At 71.6% G+C, this 23,404-nt stretch carries 26 protein-coding genes; 14 read left to right on the top strand and 12 right to left on the bottom strand.

The genetic code is table 11. The features are described 5' to 3' along the window. Positions 1-83 precede the first annotated feature (83 nt). From sepH to NZH93_RS19005, 3 genes are all read right to left on the bottom strand, one after another. Positions 84-962, bottom strand: coding sequence for a septation protein SepH (gene sepH, locus NZH93_RS18995; protein WP_259624445.1), 879 nt, complete (start codon positions 960-962; stop codon positions 84-86). A gap of 96 nt (positions 963-1,058) precedes the next feature. Beyond that, entirely contained in the window at positions 1,059-2,246 is a 1,188-nt protein-coding gene (locus NZH93_RS19000; RefSeq protein WP_259624446.1) for a sensor histidine kinase, read from the bottom strand. Continuing rightward, on the bottom strand, positions 2,243-2,902 hold the full coding sequence (locus tag NZH93_RS19005) for a response regulator transcription factor (protein WP_259624447.1): 660 nt from the start codon (positions 2,900-2,902) through the stop codon (positions 2,243-2,245). Before NZH93_RS19005 ends, NZH93_RS19000 begins: the two co-directional genes overlap by 4 nt. A gap of 144 nt (positions 2,903-3,046) precedes the next feature. On the opposite strand from NZH93_RS19005, the gene NZH93_RS19010 reads away from it, so the two are divergent. The 4 genes from NZH93_RS19010 (at position 3,047) to NZH93_RS19025 (ending at position 6,537) form a co-directional block, all read left to right on the top strand. Continuing rightward, positions 3,047-3,598, top strand: coding sequence for a hypothetical protein (locus NZH93_RS19010; protein WP_259624448.1), 552 nt, complete (start codon positions 3,047-3,049; stop codon positions 3,596-3,598). After that, positions 3,591-4,679: a peptidoglycan-binding domain-containing protein gene (locus tag NZH93_RS19015; protein WP_259624449.1), complete on the top strand. Its 1,089-nt coding sequence runs from the start codon at positions 3,591-3,593 to the stop codon at positions 4,677-4,679. Before NZH93_RS19010 ends, NZH93_RS19015 begins: the two co-directional genes overlap by 8 nt. Then, positions 4,676-5,356: an ABC transporter ATP-binding protein gene (locus NZH93_RS19020; RefSeq protein ID WP_259624450.1), complete on the top strand. Its 681-nt coding sequence runs from the start codon at positions 4,676-4,678 to the stop codon at positions 5,354-5,356. The genes NZH93_RS19015 and NZH93_RS19020 overlap by 4 nt, the downstream gene beginning before the upstream one ends. A 65-nt stretch (positions 5,357-5,421) precedes the next feature. After that, positions 5,422-6,537, top strand: coding sequence for an ABC transporter permease (locus tag NZH93_RS19025; protein ID WP_259624609.1), 1,116 nt, complete (start codon positions 5,422-5,424; stop codon positions 6,535-6,537). On the opposite strand, the gene NZH93_RS19030 is transcribed toward NZH93_RS19025, so the two are convergent. The 6 genes from NZH93_RS19030 to NZH93_RS19055 form a co-directional block, all read right to left on the bottom strand. Beyond that, on the bottom strand, positions 6,514-7,041 hold the full coding sequence (locus tag NZH93_RS19030; protein WP_259624451.1) for a GNAT family N-acetyltransferase: 528 nt from the start codon (positions 7,039-7,041) through the stop codon (positions 6,514-6,516). The two genes, NZH93_RS19025 and NZH93_RS19030, sit on opposite strands and share 24 nt — an antisense overlap. A gap of 213 nt (positions 7,042-7,254) precedes the next feature. Continuing rightward, on the bottom strand, positions 7,255-8,391 hold the full coding sequence (gene serC, locus NZH93_RS19035; RefSeq protein WP_259624452.1) for a phosphoserine transaminase: 1,137 nt from the start codon (positions 8,389-8,391) through the stop codon (positions 7,255-7,257). 112 nt (positions 8,392-8,503) lie between these two features. Beyond that, the gene (locus NZH93_RS19040; protein ID WP_259624453.1) at positions 8,504-9,124 is read right to left on the bottom strand and encodes a response regulator; all 621 of its coding nucleotides are present in this window, start codon (positions 9,122-9,124) and stop codon (positions 8,504-8,506) included. Continuing rightward, a complete protein-coding gene (locus NZH93_RS19045) occupies positions 9,121-10,254 on the bottom strand; it encodes a sensor histidine kinase (protein WP_259624454.1) in 1,134 nt (377 codons plus the stop codon). The genes NZH93_RS19040 and NZH93_RS19045 overlap by 4 nt, the downstream gene beginning before the upstream one ends. Further along, complete coding sequence (locus NZH93_RS19050; protein WP_259624610.1) at positions 10,239-11,015, bottom strand: ABC transporter permease; 777 nt, start codon at positions 11,013-11,015, stop codon at positions 10,239-10,241. Before NZH93_RS19050 ends, NZH93_RS19045 begins: the two co-directional genes overlap by 16 nt. 5 nt (positions 11,016-11,020) lie before the next feature. Then, the gene (locus NZH93_RS19055; RefSeq protein WP_259624455.1) at positions 11,021-11,854 is read right to left on the bottom strand and encodes an ABC transporter ATP-binding protein; all 834 of its coding nucleotides are present in this window, start codon (positions 11,852-11,854) and stop codon (positions 11,021-11,023) included. A gap of 155 nt (positions 11,855-12,009) precedes the next feature. Here NZH93_RS19055 and NZH93_RS19060 point away from each other — a divergent pair, with 155 nt between their 5' ends. Then, complete coding sequence (locus NZH93_RS19060) at positions 12,010-12,804, top strand: hypothetical protein (RefSeq protein ID WP_259624456.1); 795 nt, start codon at positions 12,010-12,012, stop codon at positions 12,802-12,804. Positions 12,805-12,833: 29 nt separating this feature from the next. On the opposite strand, the gene NZH93_RS19065 is transcribed toward NZH93_RS19060, so the two are convergent. After that, entirely contained in the window at positions 12,834-13,964 is a 1,131-nt protein-coding gene (locus NZH93_RS19065) for a citrate synthase 2 (RefSeq protein ID WP_372506696.1), read from the bottom strand. A gap of 183 nt (positions 13,965-14,147) precedes the next feature. On the opposite strand from NZH93_RS19065, the gene NZH93_RS19070 reads away from it, so the two are divergent. The 8 genes from NZH93_RS19070 to NZH93_RS19105 all read left to right on the top strand — a co-directional run bounded on the left by NZH93_RS19070 (position 14,148) and on the right by NZH93_RS19105 (position 20,904). After that, positions 14,148-14,450 carry an urease subunit gamma gene (locus NZH93_RS19070; protein WP_259624457.1) on the top strand — a complete coding sequence of 101 codons (303 nt, stop codon included), beginning with the start codon at positions 14,148-14,150 and terminating at the stop codon, positions 14,448-14,450. A 9-nt stretch (positions 14,451-14,459) separates the two neighbouring features. Further along, entirely contained in the window at positions 14,460-14,765 is a 306-nt protein-coding gene (locus tag NZH93_RS19075; protein WP_259624458.1) for an urease subunit beta, read from the top strand. Continuing rightward, positions 14,762-16,465 (top strand): urease subunit alpha, encoded by a 1,704-nt coding sequence (locus NZH93_RS19080; RefSeq protein WP_259624459.1) that lies wholly within the window; start codon positions 14,762-14,764, stop codon positions 16,463-16,465. Before NZH93_RS19075 ends, NZH93_RS19080 begins: the two co-directional genes overlap by 4 nt. Further along, a complete protein-coding gene (locus NZH93_RS19085; protein ID WP_259624460.1) occupies positions 16,465-17,145 on the top strand; it encodes an urease accessory protein UreF in 681 nt (226 codons plus the stop codon). The genes NZH93_RS19080 and NZH93_RS19085 overlap by 1 nt, the downstream gene beginning before the upstream one ends. Next, positions 17,135-17,836 (top strand): urease accessory protein UreG, encoded by a 702-nt coding sequence (gene ureG / locus NZH93_RS19090; RefSeq protein WP_259624461.1) that lies wholly within the window; start codon positions 17,135-17,137, stop codon positions 17,834-17,836. Before NZH93_RS19085 ends, ureG begins: the two co-directional genes overlap by 11 nt. A 154-nt stretch (positions 17,837-17,990) precedes the next feature. Then, positions 17,991-18,749, top strand: coding sequence for an urease accessory protein UreD (locus NZH93_RS19095; RefSeq protein WP_259624462.1), 759 nt, complete (start codon positions 17,991-17,993; stop codon positions 18,747-18,749). 167 nt (positions 18,750-18,916) lie between these two features. Further along, positions 18,917-19,570 carry a pyridoxamine 5'-phosphate oxidase gene (pdxH, locus tag NZH93_RS19100; protein WP_259624463.1) on the top strand — a complete coding sequence of 218 codons (654 nt, stop codon included), beginning with the start codon at positions 18,917-18,919 and terminating at the stop codon, positions 19,568-19,570. A gap of 53 nt (positions 19,571-19,623) precedes the next feature. Then, on the top strand, positions 19,624-20,904 hold the full coding sequence (locus tag NZH93_RS19105) for an MFS transporter (RefSeq protein WP_259624464.1): 1,281 nt from the start codon (positions 19,624-19,626) through the stop codon (positions 20,902-20,904). Here NZH93_RS19105 and NZH93_RS19110 read toward each other — a convergent pair. Then, positions 20,889-21,071, bottom strand: coding sequence for a hypothetical protein (locus NZH93_RS19110; protein WP_259624465.1), 183 nt, complete (start codon positions 21,069-21,071; stop codon positions 20,889-20,891). The genes NZH93_RS19105 and NZH93_RS19110 overlap by 16 nt on opposite strands. 325 nt (positions 21,072-21,396) lie before the next feature. Here NZH93_RS19110 and NZH93_RS19115 point away from each other — a divergent pair, with 325 nt between their 5' ends. Next, positions 21,397-22,782, top strand: coding sequence for an APC family permease (locus NZH93_RS19115; protein ID WP_259624466.1), 1,386 nt, complete (start codon positions 21,397-21,399; stop codon positions 22,780-22,782). An 86-nt stretch (positions 22,783-22,868) separates the two neighbouring features. Here NZH93_RS19115 and NZH93_RS19120 read toward each other — a convergent pair whose 3' ends face one another. Continuing rightward, positions 22,869-23,318: a GNAT family N-acetyltransferase gene (locus NZH93_RS19120; RefSeq protein WP_259624467.1), complete on the bottom strand. Its 450-nt coding sequence runs from the start codon at positions 23,316-23,318 to the stop codon at positions 22,869-22,871. Between the last annotated feature and the right edge of the window lie 86 nt (positions 23,319-23,404).

Here is a 23,404-nt window from a genome sequence, read left to right on the forward strand (position 1 = left end):
AGAACGACCCACCCCCACCACCACCCCCACACAAAAAACGACCCGCCGCGAGCCATCCGCAGCGGGCCGTTCTTCAACCTCCCTCAGCCGCGATGCGACCGAACTCCCAACAGCACGTCCTCCCACGACGGCACGATGGGATGTGTCTTCTTCCCCCTCTTCGGCGGCTCTTTCCGCACCGGAGGGGCAACAGGCGTCTCCGCGACCGGAGCCTCGACCACCGGCTCTGGCTCGGCGACAGGCTGCTCCGGTACCACCGGCGCTGGAGCGGGCTCCTCCTTGGCGAGGATCTCCGTCTCCACCTCCTCCCGGACCGGCGTCTGGGCTTCCAGTGCCTGCCTGGCGAGTTGCGTCACCGGTCGTACGGTCCGCAGTGTCCGGTTCGGGTTGGGGTCCATCAGGTCCACCGCCGCCTCGTCCAGCGCGGTCACCGTGCCGCCGTGCGCGCCGGGGTGGAAGGCCCAGTGCGCGATGTTGTCCGAGCGGCCCGCGGTCCAGTGCATCTGCACGACCCACTTGCCGTCCTCGCCTCGCCACGAGTCCCAGCCGACGTCGGTGTAGTCCTGCCCGCGCAGCCCGAAGGAGTGCGCGACCACCTCGCCGAGCGTCTGCACGTCCGGGCCGTCCTCGCGGACGGGGTGGGCGCGCTGGGCCAGGTCGGCGGTGCGGGACCGCTCCAGGAGCACGGGGTAGGCGTACCGCTCGACGCGGTGCGACGGCAGACCGGACGCGGCCGCCACCTGCTCGACCGACTCACCGGCGCGGATGCGGGCCTGGATCTCCCGCGGCCGCATCTGGCTCTCGACCTCGATCTGGATCTGGCCGAGCCGGGTCAGGTCGCCGCGCGCGGCGGCTCGGAGGCGCTCGTCCGCCGGAAGCAGAAAGCGCTCGCCGCCGGACGGGTCCTCGCAGATGACGGACTTGCCGTCCTCGTCGAGCCCGATGACTCGCAGCGCTCGCATCCTGGCCTCCCCTATTTTCTTCCACCTCGCCAAGCAAAGACGTTAAACCGGCGAGCCTCCTTGACGACGGAGACTCGCCGTGCCCATAGGTCTACTTCACCCGATCTTGCCGTACATCGGTGCCGCGCGCACGTCTGTTACCGGAAGGTTCACCTCGAGCACGAGCCCTCCGGCGGTGTTGGGGCGTGCGCTGACGGACCCCTCGTGGGCTGCGGCGATGGACCGGACCAGGGAGAGGCCTAGACCTGTGCCCTCGCTGGCCAACCGTTCGGTGCGGTACCGCCGAAAGGGTTCGAACAGGCCGGGGACCACCTCGGCCGGGATCGGTTCACCGGTGTTGACCACCCGCAACGCGGGTTCGGAGCCGGTCTCGACGTGGACGGTCCCGCCGGGTTCGTTGTAGAGGACCGCGTTCCGGATCAGGTTCGAGACCAGGTGGGACAGCAGCACCGGGTCGCCGACGACGATCCGCCGCGACGTCGACACGTGGAACCGCACCTGGCGTGAATCGGCCAGGTCGGAGCACGAGGCGACGACGTCGGCGACCACCTCGTGCAGCCGGATCCGCTCCCGGCTGCTGAGGCCGCGGTCGCTGCGGGCGAGCAGCAGCAGGCCGTCGATGAGCTTCTCGCTGCGCGTGTTCGTGTCGAGGAGGTGGTTCCCCAGCCTCGTCAGGTCCGGCCCGGCGTCCGGCGCGCCCATCGCGACCTCGATCAGCGTCCGCTGGATGGCCAGCGGGGTGCGCAGCTCGTGCGAGGCGTTCGCGACGAACCGCTTCTGGCTGTCGAACGCCCCCGTGAGCCGGTCGAGCATCCCGTCGAACGTGTCGGCGAGGTCCTTCAGCTCGTCGTCGGGGCCCTCGTGGTTGATCCGCCTGCCGAGGTTGTCGGCGCCGAGCTGGTGGGCGGTGTTGGTGATCGAGTGCAGCGGCTGGAGCACCCGGCTCGCCATCAGCCAGCCCATCCAGACCGCGAGGACGACCGTGATCACCAAGGCCACCGCCGACTGGAGGAGCAGGGTGCTCAACGCCGACTCGCGGTAGTCCTCGACCGTGCTGAGCGCCGCGGTCGACACCGTCTCCGAGGGGAGCACCCCGACCGCGGGGTAGGCGGGGTAGGCGGAGACGGAGTCGGCCCGGCGCACGGCGAGGAAGTTGTCCGGGTCCGGCAGGGTCGCGGCGACCAGCACGTAGTTGGTGATCAGCAGCGCGGTGCCCGCCAGCGCGAACAGCCCGCCGTACCAGGCCGTGAGCCGGGTGCGGATCGACAGCCGCAGCTCTTTCACGACGTGAACCGGTAGCCGGCGCCGGGCACGGTCTCGATCACCTGGGGTGTGCCGAGCTTGCGGCGGAGCGTCATCATCGCCACCCGGACCGCGTTGGTGAACGGGTCCGCGTGCTCGTCCCACGCCTTCTCCAGCAGCGACTCGGGGCTCACCACCGCGCCCTCGGCCCGCATCAGCACCTCCAGCACGGCGAACTCCTTCGGCGACAGCGCCACGAACCGGCCGTCGCGCGACACCTGGTGGCGCGGCAGGTCCAGCACGACCCCGGCGCGCTTCAGCACCGGCGGCAGCGCGGGGCGGGCGCGGCGGGCCAGCGCCCGCACTCGTGCGACCAGTTCGGCGAACGCGAACGGCTTGGTCAGGTAGTCGTCGGCGCCGACGCCGAGGCCCGCGACCCGGTCGTCCACGTCGGCGGCCGCGGTGAGCATCAGCACCCGCGCCTCGCCGCCCGCGGCCAGCACCGCCTCGCACACCTGGTCGCCGTGCACCACCGGCAGGTCCCGGTCCAGCACGACCACGTCGTAGTCGTGCACCCCGACGCGTTCCAGCGCCTCCCCGCCGTCGTAGCAGACGTCGACCGCCATGGAGAGCCTGCGAAGGCCCTCCGCGATCGAGTCCGCGAGCAGACGTTCGTCCTCCACCACCAGCACGCGCATGCGCCCAGTTTCGCCGAACCGGGCATAAGCGCTGGATAAGGCACTTCGCTTAACGCCCCGAAATCCGCTGATCCGTAGAACTTCAACCGCGGCGGGGCCGAGCTCGGGGGAGCGGCCCCGCCGACCACACACAAGGAGGAGCGCATGAAGGTGAAGTTGGCCGCAGGCCTGCTCGTGCCCGTGCTGTTCGTGCTGGTCACCGGCTGCGGAGGAGGCGACGGAGGCAGCAAGGTGGCATCGGTCAGCTCCGGCTCCCCGTCGTCCGGGCAGGACAAGCCGAAGGGCGCGAACCTCGATCCCGCCGACGCGGACAAGCTCCGCGAGTTCGCCAAGTGCATGCGGGACAACGGCGTCGACATGCCTGACCCGCAGGGCGGGGTGATGAGGGGCATCCCGGCTGGCGAGGGCGCCGACCTGGACAAGATGAACAAGGCCAACGACGCGTGCAAGAAGTTCCTCCCGAACGGCGGCGAGTACAAGGAGCCGAGCCAGGAGGAGAAGGACAAGATGCGCGAGCAGGCCAAGTGCATGCGCGAGCACGGCATCGACATGCCGGACCCCGACTTCACCGGGAGCGGCAAGGGCCAGACCCTCGACCTCGGCGACGACACCAAGAAGTTCGAGGAGGCCGCGAAGGCGTGCGGCATGGGTGACGGCGGCATGGTGTCGATCCCGGGGGTTCCCGCGAATGGCTGACCAGACCGGACCGACCGCACCGCGGCGGCGCAGGAGAGGTCGTTGGCTGGTCGTGGTGCTCGTCGCCGTGGCCGTGCTGGGCACCGGGGGCGTGGTCGTGCTGACCAGGATCGCGGCGAACACCGCCAACGCCGCACCGCCGAAGGCCGAGGCGCCGGACACCGCCGAGGTCCGCAAGGGCTCCCTCGCCGACCAGCAGACCGTGACGGGCGCGCTCGCCTACGGCGCGGAACGCCCGCTCGCGGGCCGCAAGCCGGGCACCGTGACCTGGCTGCCGGACGCGGGGGCGGTGGTCGAGCGCGGCCAGACCGCGTACTCCGTCGACGCCAAGCCGGTGCCGCTGTTCTACGGCTCGCTGCCCCTCTACCGGGACCTCACCGACGGCATGAGCAGCGGGCCGGACGTGAAGATCGTCGAGGAGAACCTCAAGGAGCTGGGCTTCGCCGACTTCGGCGAGCCGGACGAGAAGTTCACGGTCTGGACCGCCGCCGCGATCAAGAAGTGGCAGAAGGCGCTCGGCCTCGAGCAGAACGGCGTGCTGGCGGTGGGCGACGTCGTCGTCCAGCCCGGCCCGGTCCGGGTCTCCTCGGTCACCGCGCAGCTCGGCGCGCCGGGCACCGGCGACCTGGTGAAGGTCACCGGAACGTCCCGCGTCGTCACCGTGCAGCTCGACTCGTCGAAGCTGCGGATCGCGAAGGTCGGCGAGAAGGTCGGACTGACGATCACCGGCGGCGGCACGACCACCGGCACCATCGCCTCGATCGGCAAACCGACCGAGGCCAACGACCAGAACCCCGGCGGCCAGGCCAAGTCCACCGTCACGATCACCCTGGACGACCCGGCCGCGGCGGGCGGGCTCGACGCGGTGTCCGTGAGCGTCGAGTTCACCACCGGCAGGAAGGAGGGCGTGCTGGTCGTGCCGGTCGGCGCGCTGCTGGCGCTGGCGGAGGGCGGCTACGCCGTCGAGACCGCGAGCGACCGCAAGCTCATCGCGGTGAAGACCGGGCTGTTCGCCAAGGGCGAGGTGGAGGTCAGCGGTGAGGGCCTCACCGAGGGCCTGAAGGTGGTGACGACCTCGTGACGCCCGTCCTGGACGTGCGCCGCGCGGGTCGCACGTACCCCGGTGGCGTGCAGGCGCTGCGCGAGGTGTCGCTGAGCGTTCGCGACGGCGAGATGCTGGCCATCGTCGGCCCGTCCGGGTCGGGCAAGTCGACGCTGCTCCAGTTGATGGGCACGCTGGACCGGCCCACCACCGGTCACGTCCTGGTGCGCGGCCACGACGCCGCGCTGCTGGCGGACCGCAAGCTGTCCGCGCTGCGGTCGAGGTGGATCGGGTTCGTGTTCCAGCAGTTCTTCCTCACCGAGGGGCTGCCCGCGGTCGACAACGTGGCGTCCGGGCTGCTGTACGCCGGGGTGCCGCACCGGAAGCGGCGGCCGATGGCGCTGGAAGCGCTGGACCGCGTCGGCCTGTCGCACCGGGCGTGGCACCTGCCGAGCGAGATGTCCGGCGGGGAGCGCCAGCGGGTCGCCATCGCGCGGGCCGTGGTGAACCGGCCGTCGATCGTGCTGGCCGACGAGCCGACCGGGAACCTGGACAGCCGCAACGGCGTCGGGGTGCTCGACCTGCTCGGCGAGCTGAACGCCGAGGGCACGACGATCGTGATCATCACGCACGACCGGGAGATCGCCGCGCACGCGCCGCGCCGCGTCGAGATGCTGGACGGCGCGCTCCAACTCGACACGGGGGTGCTGGTGTGACCACCACCCTGCCCCCGCCGACCAGGCTCGGCCCGCGGGACGTCGGCAGGCTCGGCGCGCACGGGATGCGCACCAAGCCGATGCGGGCCGTGCTGTCCGCGCTCGGCATCGCCATCGGCATCGCGGCGGTCGTCGCGGTGATCGGCATCCCGGCGTCGAGCGCGAAGGCGTTGAGCGACCAGCTCGCCGCGCTGGGCACGAACCTGCTGCGGGCCGAACCGGGCGAGACGTTCGGCGGGGACCCGGCGAAGCTGCCGAAGACGGCCGTCGGGATGGCGCAGCGGATCGAGCCGGTGCAGTCCGCGAGCGGCATCGGCAAGACGCAGAAGACCGTGCGGCGCAACGACCACGTGCCCGAGGACGAGACGTCCGGGCTGTCCGTGTTCGCCGCGAGGCCGGACCTGCTGGCCACCATCGGCGGCAAGGTCCGCCTCGGCCGGTTCGTGGACGACTCCGCGTTCCCGTCGGTCGTGCTCGGCTCGGTCGCGGCGACCAGGCTCGGCATCACCGGCCTCGGCGGCCAGGTGTTCGTCGACGGCCAGTGGTTCACCGTCGCGGGCATCCTCGACCCGATGCCGCTCGCGCCGGAGGTCGAGCGGTCCGTGCTGGTCGGCTGGGACGTCGCGATCGAGCGGCTGGGTTTCGACGGCCACCCCGGCACGGTGTACGTGCGGGCCGACGACAACGCCGTCGAGGACGTGCGCAACGTGCTCGGCGCGACGCTGAACCCCCAGCGGCCCAACGAGGTCAAGGTCGCCCGCCCGTCGGACGCCCTGGCCGCGAAGCAGCTCACCGAGACCGCGTACAGCGGCCTGTTCCTCGGGCTGGGCGGGGTCGCGCTGCTGGTCGGCGGGGTCGGGGTCGCCAACACGATGGTGATCTCGGTGCTGGAGCGGCGCCGGGAGATCGGCCTGCGCCGCGCGCTCGGGGCGACGCGGCGCCAGGTGCGCGGGCAGTTCCTCGCCGAATCGGTGCTGCTGTCCGGGCTCGGGGGCCTGGTCGGCGTGCTGATCGGGGTGGCCGTCACCGCGGGGTACTCGGTGAGCCAGGGGTGGCCCGCCGAGATCCCGCTCCCCGCTGTCCTCGGCGGGGTCGCGGTGTCGATGCTGGTCGGGGCCATCGCCGGGGCGTACCCCGCGATGCGCGCCGCCCGGCTGTCACCGACCGAGGCGCTCGCGTAGCCCGCCGGGTGGGGGCTTCGCAGGGGGAGCCCTCACCCGGCCGAGAGGTTTGGCCATGAGGAGGCAGGGCGTTCCCGGCCAGAGGTCGGCGGTCTCCTCCAGCGGCAGGAAGCCCACGGCCCGGTAGAACGCCCTGGTGCGCGCGTAGCCCTCGTCGGGGTGGGCCGCGCCCAGGGTCTTCACCTGGAGCAACCGGCAGCCGTCCGCGCGCAGGCGCGATTCGACGGCCGTGACCAGCGCCCTGCCGATGCCGTGCCGGTGCAGGTGCGGGGCGATGGCCATCAGGTGGACCTCGGCCGACTCGGGGAAGTGCCTGCGGTGCAGCAGGACGCCGACGGGTTCGGCGTCGACCTCGGCGACCAGGCCGGGGAGGTGGTGCGCCGACGCGGTGTAGTCGGCGTTGGACTCGGGGATGCCGAACCACGACGGCAGCAGGGCGAGCAGGTGCGCGGTGACGGCCGCGAGTTCCGCCGAGCCCTCCAGAGCTGAAATCCGGTGCTCCACGGGGTCAGCGTGGCAGGTGCGCGCGTTCCGGCCCAGCGGGTTTCGAGCGGTGAGGACCAGGGGTCGCCCCGTCGTGAAGGCCCCCCGAACTGAACGCTACCCAAGGGGTCCGACAGTTCTGGGGCACGTGGTTCGCGGCAGTGGCGGCGACCGGGCGGGATGAAAGGAGAAGAGGGGCCTCCGGCGCGGGAGGCCCCTCTTCTCGTCCGTGGGTCAGCCGAGCTGGGAGACGACCCAGTCGACGGCCTTCGTGAGCGTGGTGACGTCGTCGGGCTCGATGGCCGAGAACATCGCGACGCGGAGCTGGTTCTTGCCGAGCTTGCGGTACGGCTCGACGTCGACGATGCCGTTGGCGCGCAACACCTTCGCCACGACGGCGGCGTCGACCTCGTCGGTGAAGTTGATCGTGCCGACCACGTTCGAGCGGTGGTCGGGGTTCTCCACGTACGGCGTGGTGTACGAGGTCTTCTCGGCCCAGGAGTACAGGCGCTGCGCGGAGTCCGCGGTGCGCTCGGCCGCCCAGGACAGGCCGCCGTTGCCGTTGATCCAGTCGATCTGGTTGGCCAGCAGGAAGAGCGTCGTCAGCGACGGCGTGTTGTAGGTCTGCTCCTTGGTGGAGTTGTCCAGCGCCGTCGGCAGCGACAGGAACTCCGGCACCCAGCGGCCGGTCGCGGCGATCTCGCCGACCCGCTCCAGCGCCGCCGGGCTCATCAGCGCGATCCACAGGCCGCCGTCGGAGGCGAAGTTCTTCTGCGGCGCGAAGTAGTAGACGTCCGTTTCGGACACGTCGACGGCGAGGCCGCCCGCGGCGGAGGTCGCGTCGATGGCGATCAGCGCGCCGTCCGAGCCCTCGGGCCGCTTCACGGGCGTCACGACACCGGTCGAGGTCTCGTTCTGCGCCCAGCCGACGAGGTCGGTGCCCGCCTCGTAGAAGATCTCCGGCGCGGAACCCGGCTCGGCCTTGGTGATGTGCGACGGCGCGAGGAACGGGGCCTCGTTGGTGACCTTCGCGAACTTCGAGGAGAACTCGCCGTTCGTGAAGTGCTGCGCCTTCTCGCGGACCAGGCCGAACGCCGCCGCGTCCCAGAACGCCGTGGTGCCGCCGTTGCCGAGCACGACCTCGTAGCCCTCGGGCAGCGAGAACAGCTCGCGCAGGCCGGATCGGACCTGGCCGACCAGCGACTTCACCGGCTTCTGGCGGTGCGAGGTGCCGAGCAGCGCGGCGCCCTCGGTCACCAGGGCCTGGAGGGCCTCGGGGCGCACCTTGGACGGGCCGCAGCCGAACCGGCCGTCGGACGGCTTCAGGTCGGCGGGCACGATCAACGTGGTCGGATCGGCGGTCTGGGTCATTGTCGACGCCTCCGGGGGCGGGTTCAGGGGACTGCCTGACCGGCGCCGTTGCCGGGGGTGCAAGTGTTGCAGCCGGGTGGCCGGGACGTGACGTCCGGGTGTCCCTGGTCACTCATCCGAGGACACCGAGCTCCATGGCGGTGGTCACGGCTGCGGTCCGGTCGGACACCCCCAGTTTGCCGAACGCGCGCAGCAGGTGGGTCTTCACCGTGGCCTCGGTGATGAACAGCTCACGCCCGATCCCGCTGTTGGACAAACCTCGTCCCACCAGCCGCAACACCTCGATCTCGCGGGCCGACAGCGCTGGTCGCGCGGGGGTGCGGACCCGTCCGACGAGCTTGCCGACGACGGACGGCGCGAGCACCGTCTCACCCCGCGCGGCACCGCGGATCGCGGCGACCAGTTCCACCAAAGGGGAGTCCTTCAACAGGTACCCGGCGGCCCCCGCCTCGACCGCCCGGAGGATGTCGGTGTCCGTTTCGTACGTCGTCAGCACCACCACGCGGCTCCGGGAACCCGAAGCGACGATCTCGGCCGTGGCGGTCGCGCCGTCCATGCCGGGCATCCGCAGGTCCATCAGCACGACGTCCGGCGGGTCGTTCGCGACGAACTCGACCGCCTCCGCGCCGGACGCCGCCTCGCCGACGACGGTCAGGTCGGCCTCGGCGTCGAGCATCGCGTGCAGCCCCTGCCGCACCACCGGGTGGTCGTCGACCAGCAGCACGCGGATCACCGGGGCACCCGCAGCGTCAGCGCCGTCCCGCCCCGGCCGTCCCGGCCCGCCACGTCCAGCGTGCCGCCGACCTGCTCGGCCCGCGCCCGCATCCCGCGCAGCCCGAACCCCTCCTGGCTGTCGCCGAGCCCGAGCCCGTCGTCGCACACCGACAGCCGCACGGACTCCTCCTCGAACGCCAACTCGACCTCCACCGCGCTCGCCCGCGCGTGCTTGCGGACGTTGTGGAACGCCTCCTGCGCCGCCCGCAGCAGCACCACCTCGACCGACGTCGGCAACGCCGCGGGCTCGCCGTCCGTCCGGTGCCGCACCACGATGCCCGACTCCTCGCCCAGCCGCTCCGCCTGCCTGCCGATCGCCTCCACCAGCGTCGACCCGCTCAGCGCGGCGGGCGCCAGCGCGGCCACCAGCGTCCGCGCCTCCGCCAGGTTCTCCCGCGCCGTCAGCAGCGCCAGGTCCAGCAGCTTCGGCGCCCCGGCCGGGTTGCCGCGCGCCGCCTGCACCAGCGTGACGATGCTGGTGAAGCCCTGCGCCAGCGTGTCGTGGATCTCGCCGGACAGCCGTTCCCGCTCGGCAGCCGCGCCCGCCGCGCGCGACAGCTCGGCGTTCTCCTCCTGCGACCGCCGCAGCTCCGCGACGAGCAGCTCCTGCTGCCGGTTCTTCTCCTGGATGGTGGTGATCACCCACGCGAACACCTGCGACAGCACGATGATCAGCAGCACGATCGGCAGGAACGCCACCAGCCCGCCGTCCCGGCCGAACAGCCCCAGCCACGGCAGGAACGAGATCACGGCGACCGGGGCGAGCGCCCAGCGCAGCGGCAGCGCCAGGTAGATCTGCGGGATCACCGCGAACAGCAGGAACGCGGCCGACGGCGCGAGCCACAGCGCCACCAGGAACAGCGCCACCACGACCGACAGGTAGAGCACGGCCCGCGTCGGCCGGTGCTCGTGCCGCCACGTCGTGATGCCCGGCCCGAACCGGAACTCCCAGGCCGCGCAGACGACCACCAGACCGGCCGCGCCCAGCCGGTTCGGCGTCGGCGAGGCGCTGATCAGCACCATGACCGCGGCGACCGAGTAGGCCGCCGCGGCCATCCGCCGCCACGGGTCGATCACTCGTCGGTCCACCGGAACGTCACCAGGCACAGCCCCAAGCCGACCACGCACCACGCCCCGAGCACCAGTGCCGTCATCCCGTGCTCCCAGGTCCCGGCCATCTCCAGCACGGCGGCCTCGTCCGGCAGGAACACCGACCGCATGCCCTGCGCGATCCACTTGAGCGGGAAGAACGACGCCACGGCCACCATCGCCGACGGCAGCACCACGATCGGGTTGATGAACACGCCGGAGATGAACTGGAGCCCGATGTAGGGCAGGTTCATCACGGCCGGAGCGCTGCGCGCCGACTTCGCCGCCGCGCTCGCCGCGATCCCCAGCAACGCGCACGACACCACCCCGAGCCCGAACACCCAGGCGAACGTCAGCCACCGCGCCGGATCTGCCGGCAACTCCACGCCGTACAGCCCGATGCCGACCGCGAGCAGCAGCGCCACCTCGGCGACGCTGGCCACCGCGACGAGCGCCAACTTGCCGAGGAAGTAGGCCGCCACGGGCATCGGCGTGCCGCGCAGGCGCTTGAGCGTCCCGTCCTCGCGGTCGCCCGCCACGCCGACGCCGAGCGTGATGAACGACGTCGAGATGATGCCCGCCCCCACCATGCTGGCCGTGAAGAGCTGGCTCATCGACATGTCGCCGAGGACCGTGCCGCTGAACACGCTCCCCAGCAGCACCAGGAGGAACGCGGGCAGCGCGAACGTGAACACGACCGCGTCCTTGCGCCGGAAGAACTCCCGCAGCTCCAGGCGTCCCCGTGCCGCTCCGACCGCCATGGTGCTCACGCGCGTTCTCCGATCAGGTCCAGGTAGACGTCTTCGAGGGTGGGGCGGGAGACCGTCAGCTCGGCCAGCTCCTCGTGCCGGGCGAGTTCGACGATGAGCCGCTGCGGGTCCGGGGTCCGCCGCACCTGCGGCCCGTCGGCGCCGCGCCACCGCACCGTCGCCTCGGCCGTGGCCCGCCCGCCCAACGTCGACGGCGTGCCCTCGGCGACGATCCGGCCGCGGGCGATCACCGCGACCCGGTCGGCCAACGCCTCGGCCTCGTCCAGGTAGTGCGTGGTCAGCAGGATCGTCGTGCCCTCGTCCGCCAGCAGCCGGATCAGCCGCCAGAACTGCCGCCGCGCCTCCGGGTCGAAGCCCGTCGTCGGCTCGTCCAGGAACAGCAGCTCCGGCCGTCCGACGATCCCCAGCGCCACGTCGAGCCGCCGCCGCTGCCCACCGGAGAGCTTGCCCGCCCGCGCGCCCGCCTTCTCGGTCAACCCCACCAGGTCGATCACCGCGTCGGCGTCGCGCGGGTTCGGGTAGTAGCCCGCGAAGTGCGCCACCGCTTCCCGCACCGTCAGCTCGGCGGCGTCCGACGTCGCCTGGAGCACGACCCCGATCCGCGCCCGCCAGTCCCCGGACGGCTTGCCGGGATCCCGCCCCAGCACCCGGACCTCACCGGAGTCCCGCTTCCGGTGCCCCTCCAGCACCTCCACGGTCGTGCTCTTCCCCGCCCCGTTGGGCCCCAACAACGCGAACACCTCACCCGCCGCGACGTCCAGGTCCACCCCGTCCACCGCAGTCACCCCGCCGTAGGCCTTCCGCAGGCCGCTGACCTCGATAGCGCTCATGTGGGCAATCCTGGCGATCACCGCGCCGACCGGGGACGACCTGCCGACGGACCGCCGGTGTCCGCCGATCGGTGGACAGGGGATGGGGAATTAGCCCACCTGGGGCACCGGGTCCTGCGGGACGATCGGGGTTTCGAAAGGTCAGGGGGCTGGCCGTGCACAACGTCCTCTTCACCATCAGCGCACTGGCGGGAGCCGCGGGTCTCGCGCTCCTGCGGTGGAGCACGCGCCGCGAAGCACCCCACCCACCCGAGCCCGCCGCCGAACGACCATCCCCGCCCGCTGAACGACCATTCCCTTCCGCCGCCGACCGACCATCCCCGCCCGCCGCCGAACGACCACCGGCCGCCGCCGAACAACCGCCCGCGCCCGCCGAGCGCTCCGCGCTGCCGAAACCGCTGCGCGTCACCGTCGTCGTCGAACCGCTGGACCAGCCGGACCCGTCGGCGACCACGATCACCCTCCCCGAGGCCTACCCGGCGGCGCTCGGGGACGACCACCGGCGGACGACGTCCACGACCTACCTGGTCGAGGCCGTGGAGGTCGAGCTGAACGACTTCTTCGACACCTTCACGACGACCTCGCAGCGCGGGTCACCGGACCTCCACCACTGCGACGTGGTGGTGCGGGGCGGCGGCAACCACGTCGGCGCCCACGCCAGGCACGTGATCACCAGGGCGGCCATGCCGCTGGCCGTGCTGATGAAGGACGATCCGACCCTGGCGAAGACCTGCGCGCAGGCGCTGGTGGACCCGACCCGCCGCGGGGTGTTCGGGGAACGGGTCGCCGCGCGGGAAGGCGTCGTGCTGGAGTGGTTGGAACGCCACGAACTCGCGCTCACCCAGCCGGTGGCGGAGCAGGGCGAAGCACCGCCGGAACCACCGGACCAACGCAGGTGGCCGTTCGTGTTCGAGGAGCAGCAGGTCGAGGATGAGGCGAGGCGGTCCTGACGGGCCGGTCGACCGGCCCGTCAGGACTCCTAGGCGATCGTCTCCCAGCCCTCGACGGACTCCGGGCCGCGGGGGGCGGGGCCGATGTACTTCGCGGACGGCCTCACGAGGCGGCCGGTGCGCTTCTGCTCCAGGATGTGCGCCGCCCACCCGGCGGTCCTGGCGCAGGTGAACATCGCGGGCATCATGTGCGGTGGTACCTGGGCGAAGTCGAGGATGACCGCGGCCCAGAACTCGACGTTGGTCTCGATGGCCCGGTCGCTGCGGCGTTCCCGCAGTTCGGCCAGCGCGGCCTGTTCCAGTGCCGCCGCGACCTCGTACCGCTTCGCGCCGAGTTCCTGGCAGGTCCGGCGCAGCACGCGGGCGCGGGGGTCCTCGGCGCGGTACACGCGGTGGCCGAAGCCCATGAGGCGGTCGCCCCGGTCGAGGATGGCGGAGACCACGGCCTTCGGGTCGCCGGTCTTCTCGACCTCGTCGATCATCGGCAGCACGCGGGCCGGGGCGCCGCCGTGCAGCGGGCCGGACATCGCGCCGATGGCGCCGGACATGGCGGCCGCCACGTCGGCGCCGGTGGAGGCGATCACCCTGGCCGTGAAGGTGGACGCGTTCAGGCCGTGCTCGGCCGCGGACACCCAGTAGGCGTCCAGCGCCCGGACGTGGTCGGGGTCGGGGTCGCCGCGCCAGCGGGTGAGGAACCGCTCCGTGACGGTCTTGCACTCGTCGATCCGCGACTGCGGGACGGCGGGCCGCCCGATGCCGCGCGCGGACTGGGCGGCGTAGGACAGCGCCATCACGGAGGCGCGGGCCAGTTGCTCGCGGGCCACGTCCTCGGTGATGTCGAGCAGCGGCTGGTAGCCCCAGATGGGCGCGACCATGGCCAGCGCGGCCTGGACGTCGACGCGCACGTCACCCGTGTGCACGGGGATGGGGAACGACTCGGCGGGTGGCAGGCCGGGGCCGAAGCGCCCGTCGACCAGCAGCGCCCAGACGTTGCCGAAGCTCACCCGGCCGACCAGGTCCTCGATGTCGACCCCGCGGTAGCGCAGCGCGCCGCCGTCGCGGTCCGGTTCGGCGATCTCGGTTCGGAAGGCGACCACGCCTTCGAGTCCCGGACGGAACCCGTCCGGGTCTTCCTTGGCTTCCTGCACCACCTTGTGCACGCCTCCTCCACAGACAAACGCGGTGCGGCAACACTGCTCCCGGATCCGGGGTGTGGCAATCGCGCCGGGCGGTGTCCTGGGTCACGATCCAGTCAACGATTCAGACCAGGTCGCCCGTTCGGGTTGGTTAACGGCCTGTTTCGGGAGCCCACTCCGAACGGGTCAGGTGATAGACCATGACCCATGCACCTCACACCCCACGAGCGGGACAAGCTCCTCGTCCACGTGGCGGCCGACGTGGCACGCCGGCGGCTCGAACGCGGGGTGCTGCTGAACTACCCGGAGTCGGTCGCCCTGATCACCGACCACGTGCTCGAGGGCGCGCGGGACGGGCGGACGGTCAGCGAGCTGATGCACAGCGGGCGGACGGTGCTCGGCCGCGCCCAGGTGCAGACCGGCATCCCGGAGATGATCGAGTCCGTCCAGGTGGAGGCGACCTTCCCGGACGGCACCAAGCTCGTGACCGTGCACGACCCGATCAGCTAGGGGGCTGCGGTGCGTCCAGGAGAGATCATCCCCGGCGAGGAGCCGGTGGAGCTGAACCCCGGCAGGCCGCGGACGACGCTGGTCGTGGTGAACACGGCGGACCGGCCGGTGCAGGTCGGGTCGCACTACCACTTCGCGGCGGTCAACCCCGGTCTGGAGTTCGACCGGGAAGCCGCGTGGGGTCAGCGGCTCGACGTGCCCGCGGGCACGGCCGTGCGCTTCGAACCGGGCATCGAGCGCGAGGTCGTGCTGGTGCCCATCACCGGCCGCCGCGTCGTGCCGGGTCTGCGACCGGAGTGGGCGGGAGAGCTGTGACGAACATCGACCGCGCCCGGTACGCCGAGCTGTTCGGGCCGACGACCGGCGACCGGATCCGCTTGGCGGACACCGATCTGCTCATCGAGGTGACCGAGGACCGCAGCCGCGGCGCGGGCGCCGGTGACGAGGTGATCTTCGGCGGCGGCAAGGTGATCCGCGAGTCGATGGGCCAGGGCATGGCGACCCGCGCCGAGGGCGCGCCGGACCTGGTCATCACCGGCGCCGTCATCCTGGACCACTGGGGCGTCGTCAAGGCCGACGTCGGCGTGCGTGACGGCCGGATCGTCGGCATCGGCAAGGCCGGGAACCCCGACGTCATGGACGGCGTCGACCCCGCGCTGGTGATCGGCCCGTCGACGGAAGTGCTGGCGGGCAACGGGAAGATCCTCACGGCGGGCGGCATCGACTGCCACGTGCACTTCATCTGCCCGCAGATCGTGGACCAGGCGCTGGCGTCCGGCCTCACGACGCTGGTCGGGGGCGGCACCGGCCCGGCCGAGGGCACGAAGGCCACGACGGTCACGCCCGGCGCGTGGAACCTCGGCCGGATGCTGACCGCGATGGACGGCATGCCCGTCAACGTCCTGTTGCTGGGCAAGGGGAACACGGTCCGCGACGACGCGCTGCGCGAGCAGTTGGTCGGCGGCGCGGGCGGGTTCAAGCTGCACGAGGACTGGGGCACGACACCCGCCGCGATCGACGCCGCGCTGCGCATCGCCGACGAGTCCGGCGTGCAGGTCGCGATCCACACGGACACGTTGAACGAGGCGGGTTTCGTCGAGTCCACCCTGGACGCCATCGGCGGCAGGTCGATCAACGCCTACCACTCCGAGGGCGCGGGCGGCGGGCACGCGCCGGACATCATCCAGGTGGTGTCCGAGCCGAACGTCCTGCCGTCGTCGACGAACCCGACCCGGCCGCACACCGTCAACACGCTCGAGGAGCACCTCGACATGCTGATGGTGTGCCACCACCTCAACCCGTCGGTGCCGGAGGACCTGGCGTTCGCCGAGAGCCGCATCCGGCCGACCACGATCGCCGCCGAGGACGTCCTGCACGACCTCGGCGCCATCTCGATGATCAGCTCGGACTCGCAGGCCATGGGCCGCGTCGGCGAGGTCATCATCCGGACGTGGCAGACCGCGCACGTGATGCACGGCCGCCGCGGCGAGCTGGAGACGAACCTGCGCGCCCGCCGGTACGTCGCCAAGTACACGATCAACCCGGCCATCGCGCACGGGATCGACCAGGAGGTCGGCTCGGTGGAGGTCGGCAAGCTGGCCGACCTCGTGCTGTGGGAGCCGAAGTTCTTCGGCGTGCGGCCGTCGGTCGTGCTCAAGGGCGGCTTCATCGCGTGGGCCGCGATGGGTGACGCGAACGCGTCGATCCCGACGCCGCAACCGGTGCTGGCCCGGCCGATGTTCGGCTCGTACCCGAGCGCCGCCGCCGCGAGCAGCTTCCACTTCGTGTCGCAGGAGGCGATCGACTCGGACCTGGCCGGTCGGTTGAACCTGATGCGGAAGATGTTGCCCGTCAAGAACACCCGCCGCGTCGGCAAGGCCGACATGCTGCTCAACGACGCCATGCCGCGGGTCCGCGTCGACCCGGACAGCTTCGCCGTGCACATCGACGGCGACCTGGTCGAGCCGCAACCGGTGAGCGAACTGCCCATGGCGCAGCGCTACTTCCTGTTCTGATGGACGTTTCCGGTCTGCTGCTGGCGGATTCGCGGTTCCCCGGTGGCGGTCACGTGCACTCGGGGGGCTTGGAGGAGGCCGCGGCGCGCAAGCTCGTGACGGGCGAGGCCGACCTGGCCTCGTTCCTGGTCGGCAGGCTGCGCACGGCGGGGGAGTTGGCCGCTGTGTTCGCCGCCGCGGCCACGAGCGCCGTGCAGCGCGGGAAGACGCACTGGCTCGAACTCGACGCCGAACTCGACGCGCGCACCCCTTCCCCGGCGCAGCGGAAGGCGTCGCGGGCGCAGGGGAGGGGCACCGCGCGGGCCGGGCAGCGCGCTTGGCCGTCCCCGGTGCTCGACCGGCTGCTCGCTGACACCCCGCGCCCGCACCACCCGGTCATCCTCGGCGCGCTGACCGCGCTGGCCGGTGGTGAACCCCAGGACGCCGCACTGGCCGTCTGCTACCTCGCGGTCAGCGGTCCGGCGAGCGCGGCGATCCGCCTGCTGGGCCTGGATCCCTTCGGGGTCAACGCCGTCCTCGCGCGGCTGGCCCCGGAGTTGCGCGACGTCGCCGCCACGGCGGCGAAAACGGCCGACCACGACCCGCGGGACCTGCCCGCGCCCGGCGCGCCCGGCCTCGACCTGCTGGCCGAGGCGCACGACCGGCATCACCGAGAAGAGGTGCGTCTCTTTGTCAGCTGACCACGAGCACCCGGTCAACTTCGACCCCACCGACGCGGGGCACGACCCGCACCACCACCACGCGCCGATGGGGCGCGCGGTGCGGATCGGCATCGGCGGTCCGGTGGGCAGCGGCAAGACCGCCCTCACCGCCGCGCTCTGCCGGGCGCTGGGCGACACCGTGAACCTCGCGGTGGTGACGAACGACATCTACACCACGGAGGACGCGGACTTCCTGCGCAAGGCGGGGGTCCTGGCGGTCGACCGGATCGAGGCCGTGCAGACGGGCTGCTGCCCGCACACCGCGATCCGCGACGACATCACCGCGAACCTGGACGCCGTGGAACTGCTGGAGGAGCGGATCCCCGGCCTGGAGCTGGTGATCATCGAGAGCGGCGGCGACAACCTCACCGCCGTGTTCAGCCGCGGGCTGGTCGACCGGCAGATCTTCGTGGTCGACGTGGCGGGCGGCGACAAGGTGCCGCGCAAGGGCGGTCCCGGTGTCACCACGGCGGACCTGCTGGTGATCAACAAGATCGACCTCGCGCCGCTGGTGGGGGCCGACCTGGTCGTGATGGCGGCCGACGCGCACCGCATGCGCGGCGACCTGCCGGTGATCAGCCAGTCGCTCGTCGCGACGCCGAACGCGCCGGACGTGGCGGGCTGGGTCCGCACCCAGCTCCACGACTGCACGGTGGCGGCGGTCGGTTGACCGCCGTGGCCGCGGGGCTCGAACCGGTGCGGCGGGCGGACTCGGGTCGTACCGCGGACTTCCGGGTCGTGGTCGCCCGCCGAGGAGCCGACGGCCGACCCCGCGGCGGCTCCGCGGAGCGGCGGGCCGACTGCCGGGCAACCGGAGTGGCACCGTGAAGGCGCAGGCCCGGCTGGTCGTGGAGCGGGACCAGGACGGCCGCAACGTCGTCCGCGACCTGCGGTCGATGGCGCCCATCACGTTGGTGCCGCACCGGAGCCGCGTGCGGTCCGCGAACGAGCCCGCGCTGGTGCACCTCGTCAGCTCGGTGACGGCGCCGCTCGGCGGTGACGACCTCGAACTCGTCGTGGAGGTCGGGGAGGGCGCGCACCTCGTCCTGCGCGGTGTCGCGGCCACCCTGGCGCTGCCCGGCCACCTCCCAGGGGGCAGCCGCGCCCGCGTCCGGATCGAGGTCGCGTCGAACGCGGGCGTCCAGTACGTGCCGGAGCCGACGGTCGTCACAGCGCGTGCACACCACGAGGCGGAGTTGGTCGTCGAGTTGGCCGCCGGCGCGCTGCTGCGGACGCGCGAGGTGTTGGTGCTCGGAAGGGCGGGTGAACGGCCGGGGTCGCTGACGAGCGCGGTGCGGGTGCGCCGCGACGGCGGTCCGCTGCTGAACCAGTCGCTGCGGATCGGCGCGCCCGAACTCGACGGCAGCGCGGCGCACCTGGCGGGCAGGCGGGTGCTCGGGACTGAAGTCCTTTGCTGGGGCGAAGATCCGGTCGAACCGTTTTCACACGATTGGTGGTCACTCGTTCCGTTGGCGCGTGGCGGAAGCCTCGCCACCTCGCTCGCAGGCGACGCGGTGACCGCTCAGACGTGGCTCGACGCGGCACTCGATGTTCACCCTGGATGGCGTTCGCGTGTCGTCTGATCATCTGACTCGATCACGTTCGCGATTCAGAAGAAATGATCACACGGACAGTGACCATCCAGGTGGGACGGATCACCAGCCAGGCGGTTCCGCACAGGGCCGCGAACCCGTACGGTCGCCACCCACGGGGTGCCACGAGTGCCTGCTCTCCCAGGGAGGTTTCGCCGATGTCGGAGACGAATATCGCACTGCCGTCCATGCGCGTGTCGTACGAACAGGGCTCGCTGACGGAGGACGATCTCGCCGCCACGTGGCACGAGCAGTTGCAGTTGTGGCTGGACCAGGCGACCGGTGCCGGTCTGCCCGAGCCCAACGCGATGGTGCTCGCCACGGCCGACACGGAGGGGCGCCCGTCGTCCCGCACCGTGCTGGCCAAGGGGCTCGACGTCCGGGGACTGGTCTTCTTCACCAACTACACCTCCTCCAAGAGCCACGACCTGATGGCGACCCGCTACGCCTCCGCGACGTTCCCGTGGTTCGCCATGCAGCGGCAGGCGCACGTGCGCGGCACCGTCGAGAAGGTCGGCCCGGTCGAGACGGCCGAGTACTGGAACAGCCGTCCGCGCGGCTCGCAGATGGGCGCCTGGGCGTCGCCGCAGTCGCGCGTCGTGTCGGGTCGTTCCACTTTGGAGAGTGCCCTCCACAAGATCGAGCGCCAGTTCGCCGATTCCGACCGGGTACCGGTACCCCCGCACTGGGGCGGCTGGCGCATCCGGCCGGAGGAGGTCGAGTTCTGGCAGGGCAGGCGTGACCGCATGCACGACCGGCTCCGCTTCCGCCTCGGGCGCGACGGCTGGGAGTTGCAGCGCGTGGCCCCGTGACGTCCGCGACTCCAGCCGCTCACGACTCGTTAGTTGTCCTAAGCTAACGAGTCGTGAGCGGACTGCTGCGCAAGGTCGCCATCGACACCAGACCACTGAAGATCGTCGCCTACCGCAGGCTGTGGGTCTCGACGGTCATCACCGCCGTGGGCAGCCAGCTCACCGCCGTCGCGGTCCCGAAGCAGGTCTACGACCTCACCGGCTCGTCGAGCTGGGTGGGCATCGCCGCCGCCGTCGCGCTCGTCCCGCTGCTGGTCTTCGGCCTGTACGGCGGCGCGGTCGCCGACGCGGTCGACCGCCGCAAGCTGCTGGTCGTCACCAACGCGGGCATCGCCGTCACGTCGGTCCTGCTGTGGCTCCAGGCCGCGTTCCACGTCGAGTCCGTGTGGCTCATCATCGCCCTGCTCGGCCTCCAGCAGGTCTTCTTCGCCCTGAACGCCCCCGCGCGCAGCGCCGTTGTCGCCAGGCTCGTGCCCGGTGAGCTGATGGCCTCGGCCGTGGCGCTGAACAGCACCGTCATGACGTTCGGCGCCGTGCTCGGCCCGATGCTCGCGGGCGCGCTGATGCCCCTGATCGGCCTGCCGACGCTCTACCTGGTCGACGCCGTCTTCCTGACCGTGACGATCTACGCGGTCTGGAAGCTCCCCTCGATGCCGCCGCTCAGCGGCACCTCGCGCCGCGCGGGCGTCCGCGACGTCCTGGACGGCTTCCGCTACCTCGGCGCGCAGAAGCTGCTCCTGGCGTCGTTCCTGCTCGACATCATCGCCATGGTCTTCGGCATGCCGCGCGCCCTCTTCCCGGAGATGGCCGAGAACACGTTCGGCGACCCGCCGGGCGGCGGCCTGGCGCTGGGCTGGCTGTTCGCCGCCGTGCCGCTGGGCGCGATGGCGTGCGGGCTCCTGTCCGGCTGGCTGACGAGGCTGAACCGGCACGGCGCGGGCGTCACCATCGCCGTCGTCGCCTGGGGCGTGGCCATCATCGGCTTCGGCCTGTCCAGGTCGCTGTGGGTCGCCGTGCTGTTCCTGGCGCTGGCGGGCGCGGCGGACATGGTGAGCATGGTGTTCCGCGGCGCGATCCTCCAGAACGCCGCCACGGACGAGATGCGCGGCCGGATGCAGGGCGTCTTCATCGTCGTCGTGGCCGGCGGGCCCCGGCTCGCGGACCTGCTGCACGGCACCACCGGTGCCATCGCCGGACCGGGCGCGGCCGTCGCGGGCGGCGGTGTGCTGGTGGTGGTCTTCACCGTCCTCGCGGTGCTCGCCCTGCCCGCGGTGTGGCGCTACCGGTACACGCCGGACGCGCCGCTGCCCGAGGTCGTTCACAAGACCGGGTAGACGAGCCGGACGCCGAAGGCGTCGGACCGGACGGCCAGCGACCGGCCCCCCGGCAGCGGGATGGCGCAGGGTTCGCCGGACAGCAGCGCCCCGGCGAGCCGTCCTGCCGATTCGTCGTCGAGTTCCAGCACCAGGCGGCGGGGAGCGGGCGGGAACGGGGAAGACAAGCGGGGGACCGTCCTGGTTCTGAGCGTCGTGGACCGGTGAAGCCGTTCGCCGAAATTGCCCGACCGGATTTCCCGAAGGCGCAGAATCGCCTTTATTCTCCGCAATTGAGCCTATCCGTGGACCATTGGTCCGACCATTCCCCGATCAGGTGCCCGCCGGTCCTGCACCCCTGGCACGAGGCTGCGGGACCGTAGCGGCGAGGAGTCGGGACAGGGCCGCCGGAGGCCGCTGACCGGCCCCGCGACCGCGACCAACCTCAAGGCTTGCCCAATCCGCACCGCGTCGACTACCGACCGTTGATGTGATCGGGCACACTCCTCAAGCATGGCGGACGCGACGAGCGCACCGGCGCAACCGGAACTGAAACGGGCCATCGGGCCCAAACTGCTGCTGTTCTTCGTGATCGGGGACATCCTCGGCACAGGTATCTACGCCCTCACGGGAAACGTGGCGGGCAAGATCGGCGGCGCACTGTGGCTGCCCTTCCTCCTCGCGTTCGTCGTCGCCTTCCTGACGGCGTTCAGCTACCTCGAACTCGTCGGCAAGTACCCGAAGGCCGCGGGTGCGGCGCTCTACACGAACCGGGCCTTCAAGATCCAGTTCCTGACGTTCATGGTCGCGTTCGCGGTGATGAGCTCGGGCATCACGTCCGCGGCGTCGGCCGCGCTCGCGTTCGGCAAGACCTACCTCCAGGCGGTGCTGCGGGAGTTCTTCTCGGACTCCATCGCGGTGCCCGCGACGCTGGTCGCGATCCTGTTCATCCTCGGCCTCGCCGCGGTCAACTTCCGCGGCGTCTCGGAGTCGGTCAAGGCGAACGTCGTCCTGACCTGCATCGAGCTGTCCGGCCTGCTGATCATCATCGCGATCGGCATCTGGGCGGTCGTGCAGGGCGACGGTGACGCGAGCCGCCTGACGCAGGTCGACCCCGCTCCCGGCCAGAGCGCGTTCCTGGCGATCACGTCGGCGACGGCGCTCGCGTTCTTCGCCATGGTCGGGTTCGAGGACTCGGTCAACATGGCGGAGGAGTGCCGCGAACCGGTGCGGATCTTCCCCAGGGCGATGCTCATGGGGATGGGCGTGGCGGCGGTGATCTACGTGCTGGTCGCGATCACGTCGTCGCTGCTGATCCCGGCGGACGAGCTGGCGAAGGCGGGCAGCGGCGCGCTGCTGAAGGTCGTGACGGTGGGGGCGCCGGGGTTCCCGCTGTGGCTCTTCTCGCTCATCGGCCTGTTCGCGGTCATCAACTCGGCACTGATCAACATGCTGATGGCGAGCCGCCTGCTCTACGGCATGTCCAACGAGAAGATCATCCCGCAGTTCTTCGCCGTGGTGCACCCGTTCCGGCGGACGCCGTGGATCTCGATCATCTTCACCAGCGGCATCGCGGTCATCCTGGTGTCCTTCGTGGACATCGCGGCGCTCGGCGGCACGACGTCGCTGCTCCTGCTGATCGTGTTCGCCATCGTCAACGTCGCCGTACTGGTGCTGCGCAAGGAGAAGGCGGACCACGAGCACTTCAGGGCCCCGACGTGGGTGCCGTGGCTCGGCGTGATCACCTGCACCTTCCTGGCCAGCCCGCTGTCCGGTCGACCGCTGGCCGACTACAAGATCGCGCTGTACCTGCTCGGCGCCGGTGTCGTGCTCTGGGCCATCAACTACTTCGTCCACGGCAAGACCGAGGAGTTCGACCCGGAGAAGCTCGCGAAGTAGGTCCGGCCAACCGCTGATCCCCCTCGGGGACCGTTTCGCAGTCGTGGAACGGTTCCCGAGCGGCGTCCGCGGAACCGGGGCGCGGTCTAGAGCTTCTTGCCCATCTGCACCGAGCGGACCTCGAACCCGGTCGACCGGTAGAGCGCCTGCGCCGTCGTGTTGTCGCCGAACACGTTCAGGGTCAGCTCGACGGCGCCGTGCGCGCGGGCGTCCTGCTCGGCCAGCCGCATCACGGCCTTGCCGTACCCGCGTCCGCGCACGGCCTCCTCGACCTCCACCAGGTAGATCCACTCCAGGCCCTCGCGCCTGGTCGGCCCCGGCCCGAGCCACAACGCCCCGACCCGCACGTCACCGTCGACCACGGCGTGCACCCGGTGACCGGGGGCGGGGAACACCGCGAACTGGGCGTCCGCGATCTCCCGCGCCACCGACGCGGTCTCGCCTGCCGACACGCGGGCCGCCAGGTAGGCGTCGAACTGCTCGGCCGCGAACGCGGTGAACTCGGCCTCGGTCATGGGCCGGAGCGACACGGTCATGGGGTGACCACCGATCATCTCGTCGGGGTGAGGTGATCGGTGGCCACCTCGCGCACGCCGGGAGTCTAGGCAGGGCGTTGACCGTC

Origin of the sequence: Umezawaea endophytica (assembly GCF_025061645.1) — a bacterium.
In the GTDB taxonomy this organism is placed as follows: Bacteria; Actinomycetota; Actinomycetes; order Mycobacteriales; family Pseudonocardiaceae; genus Umezawaea; species Umezawaea endophytica.

Coding starts and splice junctions, on each gene's coding strand:
- NZH93_RS19050 (WP_259624610.1), bottom strand. CDS start 11,015: ATGGCGGTCGGAGCGGCACGGGGACGCCTGGAGCTGCGGGAGTTCTTC.
- pdxH (WP_259624463.1), top strand. CDS start 18,917: ATGTCGGAGACGAATATCGCACTGCCGTCCATGCGCGTGTCGTACGAA.
- NZH93_RS19085 (WP_259624460.1), top strand. CDS start 16,465: ATGGACGTTTCCGGTCTGCTGCTGGCGGATTCGCGGTTCCCCGGTGGC.
- NZH93_RS19015 (WP_259624449.1), top strand. CDS start 3,591: ATGGCTGACCAGACCGGACCGACCGCACCGCGGCGGCGCAGGAGAGGT.
- serC (WP_259624452.1), bottom strand. CDS start 8,391: ATGACCCAGACCGCCGATCCGACCACGTTGATCGTGCCCGCCGACCTG.
- NZH93_RS19010 (WP_259624448.1), top strand. CDS start 3,047: ATGAAGGTGAAGTTGGCCGCAGGCCTGCTCGTGCCCGTGCTGTTCGTG.
- NZH93_RS19070 (WP_259624457.1), top strand. CDS start 14,148: ATGCACCTCACACCCCACGAGCGGGACAAGCTCCTCGTCCACGTGGCG.
- NZH93_RS19025 (WP_259624609.1), top strand. CDS start 5,422: ATGCGCACCAAGCCGATGCGGGCCGTGCTGTCCGCGCTCGGCATCGCC.
- NZH93_RS19115 (WP_259624466.1), top strand. CDS start 21,397: ATGGCGGACGCGACGAGCGCACCGGCGCAACCGGAACTGAAACGGGCC.
- NZH93_RS19005 (WP_259624447.1), bottom strand. CDS start 2,902: ATGCGCGTGCTGGTGGTGGAGGACGAACGTCTGCTCGCGGACTCGATC.
- NZH93_RS19055 (WP_259624455.1), bottom strand. CDS start 11,854: ATGAGCGCTATCGAGGTCAGCGGCCTGCGGAAGGCCTACGGCGGGGTG.
- NZH93_RS19120 (WP_259624467.1), bottom strand. CDS start 23,318: ATGACCGTGTCGCTCCGGCCCATGACCGAGGCCGAGTTCACCGCGTTC.
- sepH (WP_259624445.1), bottom strand. CDS start 962: ATGCGAGCGCTGCGAGTCATCGGGCTCGACGAGGACGGCAAGTCCGTC.